The organism is Curtobacterium sp. 260 (assembly GCF_030803485.1).
GTDB lineage: Bacteria > Actinomycetota > Actinomycetes > Actinomycetales > Microbacteriaceae > Curtobacterium.
The window spans coordinates 34,097-43,760 of the sequence record NZ_JAURUY010000019.1 but is presented as its reverse complement, the minus strand read 5'-3'; the positions used below and the strand labels follow the sequence as shown (position 1 = coordinate 43,760).

Annotated in this window: 9 protein-coding genes; 3 read left to right on the top strand and 6 right to left on the bottom strand. The window is 72.5% G+C overall.

The window, feature by feature from the left end:
• Positions 1 to 146: 146 nt before the first annotated feature.
• The gene (locus J2X59_RS15200; protein WP_251159986.1) at positions 147 to 1,073 is read right to left on the bottom strand and encodes an SDR family oxidoreductase; all 927 of its coding nucleotides are present in this window, start codon (positions 1,071 to 1,073) and stop codon (positions 147 to 149) included.
• 158 nt (positions 1,074 to 1,231) lie between these two features.
• Here J2X59_RS15200 and J2X59_RS15195 point away from each other — a divergent pair, with 158 nt between their 5' ends.
• Positions 1,232 to 2,029 (top strand): hypothetical protein, encoded by a 798-nt coding sequence (locus tag J2X59_RS15195; RefSeq protein ID WP_326497227.1) that lies wholly within the window; start codon positions 1,232 to 1,234, stop codon positions 2,027 to 2,029.
• A 60-nt stretch (positions 2,030 to 2,089) separates the two neighbouring features.
• Here the strand turns inward: J2X59_RS15195 and J2X59_RS15190 are convergent, their stop codons facing one another.
• From J2X59_RS15190 to J2X59_RS15175, 4 genes are all read right to left on the bottom strand, one after another.
• Positions 2,090 to 2,875: an endonuclease/exonuclease/phosphatase family protein gene (locus J2X59_RS15190; protein ID WP_326497226.1), complete on the bottom strand. Its 786-nt coding sequence runs from the start codon at positions 2,873 to 2,875 to the stop codon at positions 2,090 to 2,092.
• Positions 2,876 to 2,930: 55 nt separating this feature from the next.
• Positions 2,931 to 4,424, bottom strand: coding sequence for an LCP family protein (locus J2X59_RS15185; protein ID WP_326497225.1), 1,494 nt, complete (start codon positions 4,422 to 4,424; stop codon positions 2,931 to 2,933).
• An 82-nt stretch (positions 4,425 to 4,506) separates the two neighbouring features.
• Complete coding sequence (locus tag J2X59_RS15180) at positions 4,507 to 5,157, bottom strand: GntR family transcriptional regulator (RefSeq protein WP_326497224.1); 651 nt, start codon at positions 5,155 to 5,157, stop codon at positions 4,507 to 4,509.
• 12 nt (positions 5,158 to 5,169) lie between these two features.
• Positions 5,170 to 7,299, bottom strand: coding sequence for an MMPL family transporter (locus J2X59_RS15175; protein WP_326497223.1), 2,130 nt, complete (start codon positions 7,297 to 7,299; stop codon positions 5,170 to 5,172).
• Between the two features lie 83 nt (positions 7,300 to 7,382).
• On the opposite strand from J2X59_RS15175, the gene J2X59_RS15170 reads away from it, so the two are divergent.
• Complete coding sequence (locus tag J2X59_RS15170) at positions 7,383 to 7,781, top strand: MarR family winged helix-turn-helix transcriptional regulator (RefSeq protein ID WP_271826904.1); 399 nt, start codon at positions 7,383 to 7,385, stop codon at positions 7,779 to 7,781.
• Between the two features lie 66 nt (positions 7,782 to 7,847).
• Entirely contained in the window at positions 7,848 to 8,882 is a 1,035-nt protein-coding gene (locus J2X59_RS15165; RefSeq protein WP_326497222.1) for an LCP family protein, read from the top strand.
• An 81-nt stretch (positions 8,883 to 8,963) separates the two neighbouring features.
• Here the strand turns inward: J2X59_RS15165 and J2X59_RS15160 are convergent, their stop codons facing one another.
• A complete protein-coding gene (locus J2X59_RS15160) occupies positions 8,964 to 9,662 on the bottom strand; it encodes a transglycosylase family protein (RefSeq protein ID WP_326497221.1) in 699 nt (232 codons plus the stop codon).
• Positions 9,663 to 9,664: the final 2 nt, after the last annotated feature.

Below are 9,664 nucleotides of genomic sequence, written 5' to 3'. Positions count from 1 at the left end.
GGGGGGGCGGGGGGTGGGGGTGCGGGGGGGGGGGGGGGGCGGGGGGGGGGGGGGCGGGCGGGGGGGGGGGGGGGGGCCCCCCCCCCGCGGGGGGGGGGGGGGGGCCCCCGCGCCCCCCCCGCCTCCAGTCCGTCACCTGGTCGCGACTACGGCGTGGGCATGCCGCCGTCGACGTGGAGCGTCTCGCCGACCACGTAGGACGACTCGCCGCTCGCCAGGAACACGAACGCCGGCGCGAGCTCGGCGGGCTGGCCCCAGCGGCCCAGGTAGGTCTGCTCACCGGCGGACGGGAGCGCCTCGGGCGGCTGGCCACCGGCCGGCTGCAGCGGGGTCCAGATCGGGCCGGGAGCGACGGCGTTGACGCGGATGCCCTTCGGTGCGAGCTGTGCCGCGAGCCCCTTGGCCATGTTGTTCACGGTCGCCTTCGTGGCGGCGTAGTGCACGAGGTGCGGTGACGGCGCGTACGCCTGGATCGACGTCGTGTTGATGATCGTCGAACCGGGCTGCATGTGCGGCACGGCCGCCTTCGTGATGCGGAAGGTCGCGTAGGCGTTCGTCTTGAAGGTCTCGTCGAACTCCTCGTCCGAGATCTTCGTGATGTCGTCGACGTTCTGCTGCTTGCCGGCGTTGTTCACGAGGATGTCGAGCCCGCCGAGGCCGTCGACGGTCTTCTGGACGAGCTCCTCGCAGAACGCCAGGTCCTTGATGTCACCGGGGATCGCGACGGCCTTGCGGCCCGCGTCCTCGATGAGGCCGACGATGCGGTCCGCGTCCTCCTGCTCCTCGGGCAGGTACACGATGGCGACGTCGGCACCCTCGCGGGCGTAGGCGATGGCGACGGCGGCGCCGATGCCCGAGTCGCCACCCGTGACGAGCGCCTTGCGGCCCTGCAGGCGGCCGGAGCCGCGGTAGGTGTCCTCACCGTGGTCGGCGGGCACGTTCTGCGCCATCTCCTCGTCGGTGCCGGCACCCTGCAGGTACTGCTCGTCCGGCTTCTTGTCGGCGTACATCTTCGTGGGGTCCTGCATCGCGTACTGGTCGAGACCCGCCTGGTCGTTCTGCTGCTCCGTCATGGCCTGGACGGTACGCACCGGGGTACCGCTGTCCGTCCAGCCGGGTGTCCCCCGCGACGCGTCCGTGACACATCCCCAAGATCACGAACACGTGACGACCGGGCTGCGATTCGGTAACACCTGTCGTCCTGTCCGGCTCCGGGCCGTACGGTCGACTGGTGACTTCCCGCACTCTGCTCGCGCTCGGCGCTGCCGTGCTCGCCTTCGCGGCCGGCACGGTCGGGTCCGATGCCCTGGCGGCGGGGGGCGTGGCACCGGCGGCGGCAGCGGAGGACCGCAGCGACGTCGCGGACATTGTCCAGCCACCGATCCGGGTCACCGACCGCGAACTGCGCCGGGTGGACACGGTCGAGCTCGACGCCGAGTCCCTGGTCCTCCGGCACGCCGACGACACCGTCGCGGACGTCCCCATGCGCGACGCGAGGTCGACCGTCTCGCTGCTCAACCGGCTGCTCGGTACCCCGTCGCGCACGCAGACCGCGGTCGGTGACGGCGGCGCGTGCTTCCCGGCGGGGACGACCTACACCTGGGGCGGGGCGGTCCGCGTCGCGGCGCTCCGTACGCCGTCCGCCGTCGGCAACGCGGTCGAGATCCGAGTCCTCAAGGACTCGGTACGGGGCCGGACCGGCGACCGTGTCGAGCTGACCGGTCCTGACGGGGTCCAGGTCGGCGACGACGTCGCGGACGAGATCGCGACGGCTCCGCGCTCCGACAAGGTGTCGTTCGGGTCCGGCGACTCCCGGGCGTGGCAGCTGCTGCTCGAGGCCGGTTGGGCTCCCGACGAGCGTCCGACCGGCGACGACCCCCGCGCGGAACACGACGACGCGACAGACGGTCCGACCCACGACACGGGCGAGGACGCGCAGGGCACGAACGGCGTCTCGGCGCTGACGAACGACACCGAGGTGACGGTCATCGGGTCCCCGATGCCGGTGCACGCGCGCCGGTCCTGCTGACGCGTCCCGCACTGCACGACGGCCGCACGGTCACGACCCGCCCGGCTCAGGCCACGCGGCTCAGGCCACGCGCAGGGACGCCACCACCGGGAAGTGATCGCTCGCGGCCCACGTCTCCGGCCCGTCGTGGTCCATCACGACGCGCTCGGCCGTGACGTCGCCGCGGGTCAGCACCCAGTCGATCCGCTCGCCGGAGTCGACCGGTGCCTGCCACCCGTTGAAGGACGCGGTGCGGTCACCGGGGTCACCCGCGTCCGACCAGGCGTCCCGGTACCCGGCATCGGTGAAGACCCGGGAGGCCGGACCCGCGCCCCACGGTTCGTTGCAGTCACCGGCGAAGACGACGGGGCCGTCGACCGGAGCGAGCCGCTCGACGACGAGGGCGGCGCTGCGCCGACGGACCTCGTCCCCGTGGTCGTTCTCCTCGTGGTCGAAGTGCGCGGTGAGGAGCGTGAAGGCGGCCCCCTCGGCGTCGAGGAAGCGCGCATGGTTGGCGACCCGTGGGTACAGGCTCCCCCAGGTGTTCGACACCGGCTCGTCCGGGGTGTCGGAGAACCAGAAGGTCCCGACGTCGACGGGGCGCAGCCGGTCGCGGCGGAAGAACACCGCGGCGTGCTCCCCCGCGGAGCCCCCCTCGCGGCCCTGCCCGACGGCGTCGTGGTCAGGCAGCCCCTGTCGGAGGGCGTCCATCTGGTGGTCGAACGCCTCCTGCACGCAGAGGACGTCGGGGTCGTGCCGTCGGATGACCTCGAGCACCAGCGGCAGGCGCGCTGGCCAGTCGTGCCGCGGATCCGGGTTCTTCACGTTGTAGGTCATCAGGGTGATCGGACGCGCGACGTGGCTCACCGGTCGACCCTACCGACGTGCTCCCACGGGTGACCCCAGGGTGGTGCCGGGTGCGTCAGTTGATGCAGACGCCTTCCTTGCCGTAGGTCTTCACGTCGGTGGAGCTCGGCGTCGGCTCGGACTCCGCCGGCTTCGACGCCTCGGCCTCGGGCGTCTCGTCCGCCGGGGCGGAGGCATCGTCGCTCGGAGCGGCCGGGGCGGTGACGGTCTTCCCGTCGGATCCGAGGACGAGCGTGACGCCCGACACCGTGGTCGACCGCACGGCGACCGCACCCGGCACCACCGCGGCGACGGCCTTGGCCTGCGCCTCCTGCCCGGCGGGGTACTGCACCTGGGTCTTCTGCGTCGTGTCCGAGGACCCCGGCGTCCCGACCTGGAAGCCGCGGGCCGTCAGGTTCGCGGTCGCCGTCGCGGCGGCGCCGGTGGTCCCGCTGCCGTTCAGCACGGTGACCGTCGTCGCGGCGGGCTCGGCAGCCCTGGCCTTCGTGTACTCCTCCGGCTCACCGACGAGTCCCTGCACGAACGCGGGCAACCCGACGGTGTCGACCTCGACGATCGACAGCGGCGCGCCACCCACCGTGATGGTCGGGGTGCCGAGCGTCGGGATCGTGGCGGACTGGATGTTGCCGGGGCGCAGGTTCCGCATCTGGCTCGCCAGCGACACCAGGTCGGTGTCCGTCTGGATGGAGCTCCCGACCGCGCCGAGGATGTTGTTCATCTTGATGGGGTTGAGCAGGGTGCCCGCGGAGAGCACCTTGCGGGCCTCCTGCGACAGGAAGTACTGCTGGCGCACGTTCCGGTCGAGGTCACCGTTCGGCAGCCCGTGCCGCTGACGGACGAACGACAGCGCCTGCTTGGCGTCGAGCTCCGAGGTGCCGGCCGGCAGGTCCACACCCGAGTACGGGTCGTTCACCGCGTTGTTCAGGCACACCTCGACCGGCCCGAGCTCCTTGACCACCTGGTAGAAGCCGAGCAACGACACCCGGACGTAGTGGTCGATGGTCAGGCCGCTGAGGTCCTGGATCGTCTGGATGAGCAGCTTCGCACCGCCGGTGTCGCCGCCGCCGTTGAGCGTGCCGTAGTAGAACGCGCTGTTGAGCTTGCCCTTGCCGACACCGGGGATCGGGACGTACGAGTCGCGCGGGAACGAGATCATCGTCGCCTGGGACCCGTCGGCGTTGATGTGCAGCACGATCATCGTGTCGGTGTTCGTCGCACCGCCGTCGTCCTCGGTGCTGAGCTCGGCCATCTGCTCGGGCGTCGCGTTGTCCGGGCGGTGGTCGTCACCGACGAGCAGGATGTTCTGCGCCTGACCGTCCACGTCGTCGTCGTCGTCCGACCGCGGACTGATCGCGTCGATCTTCGTGACGCCGCTGTTCAGGCTCGTGAAGGCGAACGCGGCGTAGCCGCCGGTCAGCACGAGGCCCATCGCCAGGACGCCGGCGACCGCGGGGAGGACCACGCCGCTCCCACGCTTCTGGCGCCCGTGGCGCGGCGGCACGTGGCCGCGGCGGGCACGGCGCGTCGTCTGCTCGGGTTCGATGCTCACCCGGAAACCATAACGGCACAGCGTGGAACGGACAGGGAGATCCCTGAGGGTCCGTGCCCGACGCTGTACGCCCGGCGCTCGGTCAGTCGCGCGTGGGCAGGAGGTGGATCGCCTCCATCGCGAGTTGCGCGGCGATCGCCTCGCCCGCGGCCACGGCGTCACGGAGCTTCAGGATCTCGGGACGGATGACGTCGGGCGGGACGAGCTCGGAGAGCTCGGGCACACGGAGCCGGAAGGCGAGGCCGTCGGTGGTCGAGCGGCACAGCTGCGCGAGCGAGGCGTTGCCGCAGCTCTCCGCCCACATCGAGTAGACGTCCGCGCCCTCGCGCGCGACCTCGGTCTGCTGGTCGGCGTCGAGCCGCGCCAGGACGTCGTCGAGCACGGCGGTGACCCGGTCCCGCTCGGCGTCCGAGAACCGTGGGACGGCCAGGCGGACGACCCCGCCGTAGATGACGCCGAGCGTGCGGCAGGCGTCGAGCAGCTCGGCCTCGGTCGGTGCGGCGACGCGGGTGTAGCGGTTCGGCGCCATCTCGATGAGTCCGGCCCGTGCGAGTTCTGCCAGTGCTTCACGGATCGGGGTCCTGGAGACGCCGAGCCACGCGATGAGGTCGTCGTCGTTCAGTCGTTCGCCCGGTTCGAGCGTGCCGTCCATGATCGCGTCGCGGATCTTGTCCTGCACGGTGTCACGGAGCAGCTTGCGCTCTGCGGCCGGCTGCGTGGAGGGAACTGGCATGCCACCAGCGTGTCACATGTGACGCGCTGCGCGCGAGAGGCGCGACGGCCACCACGCCCGGCGCCCCAGGTCGATCACGAGCGCGGGGACGAGCAGCGACCGGACCACGACGGTGTCGAGCAGGACGCCGAACGCCACCACGAAGGCGATCTGCGCGAGGAACAGGATCGGGATGACGCCGAGCGCCGCGAAGGTCGCGGCCAGCACGATGCCCGCCGAGGTGATCACTCCGCCGGTGGCCGCGAGCCCGCGCAGGACCCCCTCACGCGGGCCATGCCGCAGGGACTCCTCGCGCACCCGGGTCATGAGGAAGATGTTGTAGTCGACGCCGAGCGCCACGAGGAACACGAACGCGTACAGCGGGACGGACGGGTCGGCCCCGGGGAAGTGGAACACGTGGTCGAACACCAGTGCGCCGACGCCGAGTGCGGCCGCGAAGGACACCACGACACTGCCGACGAGGACCAGCGGGGCGACCACGCTGCGGAGCAGCAGCACGAGGATCAGCAGGATGACCGCGAGCACCACGGGGATGATGACCGAGCGGTCGCGGATGCCGGTGTCGTTCGTGTCGAGGGCGGTCGCCGTGACGCCACCCACGACCGCGTCGGGGTCCACCCGCTCGACGGCGACGCGGAGGTCGCGGACGGTCCGTTCGGCGGCGCTCGAGTCGGCGGGGTCGACGAGCGTGGCCTCGAGCAGGACGTCCCCGCGCGACACCGTCGGCTCCGTCGTGCCCGTGGCGGCCCCGGCGGCGGCGTCCGACCCCACGGGGACGGTCCCCGAGGGTGAGTCGGTGGAGGCGGCCACCACCCCGTCGACCCCGCGGACCGAGCGGACGGCGTCGACGAGGGCGTCCAGGTCACGCTCGGCGCCGATGACCTGGGCCGGGCTGCCGGAACCCCCGGGGAAGTGGTCGGCGAGGACCCGCTGGCCGTCCCGCGCCTGGGACGACCCGATCACCAGGTCGCTCTGCGGGACACCGTCGGCACGGAGCCCGACGAGGCCGCTGCCCATCGCCAGGAGCGCCACGGTGCAGACGATCCAGACCGTGCGGGACCGGCGCGCGACGAGGCGCCCCACCCGTGCCCACAGTCCGGTCGCGTCCGGACCGGTGGTCGGGCGGCCACCGGAGCCGAAGGCCGGGCGCAGGGGCCAGAACGCCGCCCGACGGAACGCCAGCAGCAGGGCGGGCAGCAGGGTGAGGGCGGCGAGCAGGCTGAAGGCGATCCCGATCGCGGCGACCGGCCCGAGCGCCTTGTTCGAGTTGAGGTCCGACAGGAGCAGGCAGAGCACCCCGACGATGACGGTCCCGCCCGAGGCGACGATCGGCTCGAACGCGCCGCGGAGCGCGGCCCGGGTCGCCTCCCAGCCGGTGCGGTGCTCGCGCAGTGCCTCGCGGTAGCGCGCCGCGTAGAGGAGCGCGTAGTCCGTCGCCGCGCCGATCACGAGGATCGACAGGATGCCCTGCACCTGCCCGTTGACCGTCACGACCCCCGCCTTCGCCAGGGCGTACACCACGAGGATCGAGGCGCACAGGGCGAAGGTCGCCGTCCCGAGCACCAGGAACGGCAGCAGCGGCGACCGGTAGACCACGATCAGGATGACGAACACCGCGGCGAGTGCCACCCCGAGCAGCAGGCCGTCGATGCCCGCGAACGCCTCGGTCAGGTCGGCCGTGAAGCCCGCCGGACCGGTGACGTACCCGGCGACGCCGGCGGGCAGCGCCTCGTCCACCGTGGTCCGGATGGCCGAGACGGCGTCCCCGGTCTCCGCGTCCTCGGTCAGCGTCGCGATGATCTCGGCGGCGTCGCCGTCCTCGCTCGTGATCACGGGGCTCGTGCCCTGCACGTCGTCGCGCTCGCCGATGGTGTCGGCGATCCGACGGGCCGCAGCGAGGTCGTCGGACGTCAGGCCGCCGTCGCGGTCGAGGACGACGATGGCGGGTGCCTCCGAGGCCTGTCGGAAGTCGGCGGCACGCTCCTGCACCTTCGTCGCGTCGGCCGAGGCCGGCAGGAACGACGTCTGGTCGTTCGTGGCGACCTCGGAGATCTTCCCGAAGACGGGACCGCCGACGCCGGCCACGACGAGCCAGACGAGGACGACGAGTGCGGGCAGGACGATGCGGAGGAACCGGGACACGTCGGTGAGCGTACACCGATCGTCAGCATGCTTACTATCTCTGCGCCGACGCCGCCGGGACGACCCGCCCGTAGACTCCGATCATGCACGAACCCGCGGAGCAGTGGCCGCTCGGACGCCTGCTCTCCGCCGCGGCGCGTGCCGTCGAGCGGGAGTGGGACGAGCGACTCCGGGCGATCGGGCTGACCCACGCCGCCCTCGTCGCGATCGACATCCTGCTGCGGACCGGCCCGACGGGCGCGGACACCATCGCCAGGACCGCTCGCGTGCAGCCCCAGACCATGTCGCGGACCCTCGAGCGGGCCGAACGGGACGGCCTGGTCGAGCGGACCGCGCACCCGGAGGACCGCCGGCGTCGCGTGGTGTCCGTCACCGACGAGGGTCGCCGCGCATGGGAGACCGCACAGCACATCGAGCGGGAGGTCCTCCCCGAGGACGCGGAGCTCCGTCGGCGGCTGACCGGCGTCCTGCACCGCTCGTGACACTGAAATACCACATGCGGTAGACTCTCCGGGTCGGCGCAGGGCCGACCCGACCCGAGGAGTCCGATGTCCGAGCGTCGCGCCGCCCGAGCCGCGGCAGCAGCCACAGCAAGAACGGCCCGAAGGCCGCGCAGGCACCCCGCGCTCGTCGCGCTGGTCGCCACCACCGGCACCCTGGTCGGCATCGCCACCGTGCTCGCGGTCGTCGCAGCGGTCTTCGTCGGCAGTCTGACCCGGAGCTTCGACGGCCACACCGAGGCGATCGCGGACCCCTTCCCCGCGGGCGACCGGCCCGCACCTTCCGGCGGCGCCGAGGACATCCTGCTCATCGGGTCCGACTCGCGGGCCGGACTGGCCGACGGCGACCAGCCCGCCGGCGGGCGGTCGGACACGCTGATGCTCGCCCACGTGCCCGCCGACCGCCGCCACGTGTACCTCATGTCGATCATGCGCGACTCGTGGGTCGACGTCCCCGGCCACGGCCAGGCCAAGATCAACGCCGCGTACTCCTGGGGCGGCATCCCGCTCACGGTGCAGACGGTCGAGCAGCTGCTCGACGTCCGGATCGACCACGTCGCCGAGGTCGACCTCGCCGGGTTCGCCGACATGACGGACGCACTGGGCGGCGTGACGGTGCAGTCGCCGCGGGACTTCACGGCGCGGGGCCACCACTTCGTCAGCGGTGCGAACCGGCTCGACGGCGAACAGGCCCTGGCCTTCGTGCGGGAGCGGTACGCGTTCGCCGACGCCGACCACACACGCGTCCGGAACCAGCAGGCGTTCCTGCGCGGGGTGTTCGACCAGGCCCTGTCGCGCGGCACCCTGACGCACCCGGGGCGACTGCAGGAGTTCGTCACCGCGACGAGCGAGCACCTGGCGGTGGACCCCGGGCTCGACGCGGCGACGATCGTCCGTCTCGGGTGGTCCCTGCGCGGGGTCCGACCGGACGACCTGGTCACGTTCACGATGCCGACCGCGGGCAGCGGGACGACCCCCGACGGCCAGTCGTTCGTCCGGTTGGACGACCACGACCGCGCCGCGATCTCGAGCGCCCTGCGGTCCGACGACCTGCAGCGGTGGCTCGAGGATCGCCCGAACTGACGGTCGCGCCGGCGAGTCCCGGACAGCACGAGACCCCCGCGGCAGGTGCCACAGGGGTCTCGTGTCGGATCGGGAGCTCGATCAGGCGGGGAGCTGGAGCTCCTGGCCGGCGTAGATCAGGTTCGCGTCGTCGATCGTCGACGTGTTCGCGGCCCACAGCTTCATGTAGCCACCGTCGATGTTCAGCTTCGTCGCGATCTTGTCGAGCGTGTCGCCCGACTCGATCGTGTACGTCTTGCCGCTCGTCGCGACCGCGGCCGGCTTGCTCGACACGGCCGCCTTCGGAGCGGCCTGCGTGGTCGCCTTCGGTGCAGCCGGCGTGGTCGCCTTCGGTGCAGCCTGCTGCGGCGCGGTCTGCTGCGGCGCGGCCTGCTGCGGTGCAGCCTGCTGCGGCGCGGCCGGGGCCGGAGCGGCGGCCTGCGGAGCGGCACCCGTGGTCCCGCTCAGGCCGAGCTTCGCGGAGCAGGCCGGCCATGCACCCCAGCCCTGGGACGCGAGGACGCGCTCGGCGACGGCGATCTGGGCCTCGCGGCTCGCGGAGGCCGGGTTGCCGGCGCCGCCGTTCGCCTGCCAGGTGCCGAGGTTGAACTGCAGGCCACCGTAGTAGCCGTTGCCGGTGTTGATGGCCCAGTTGCCGCCGGACTCGCACTGTGCGAGGGCGTCCCAGGTCGAACCGGATGCGGCGTTCGCGGGCGCTGCCGCCAGGCCGACACCGGTCGCGGCGATGCCGGCGAAGGCCAGGCCACCGACGATGGTGCGGGTACGGGAAAGCTTCTTCATGG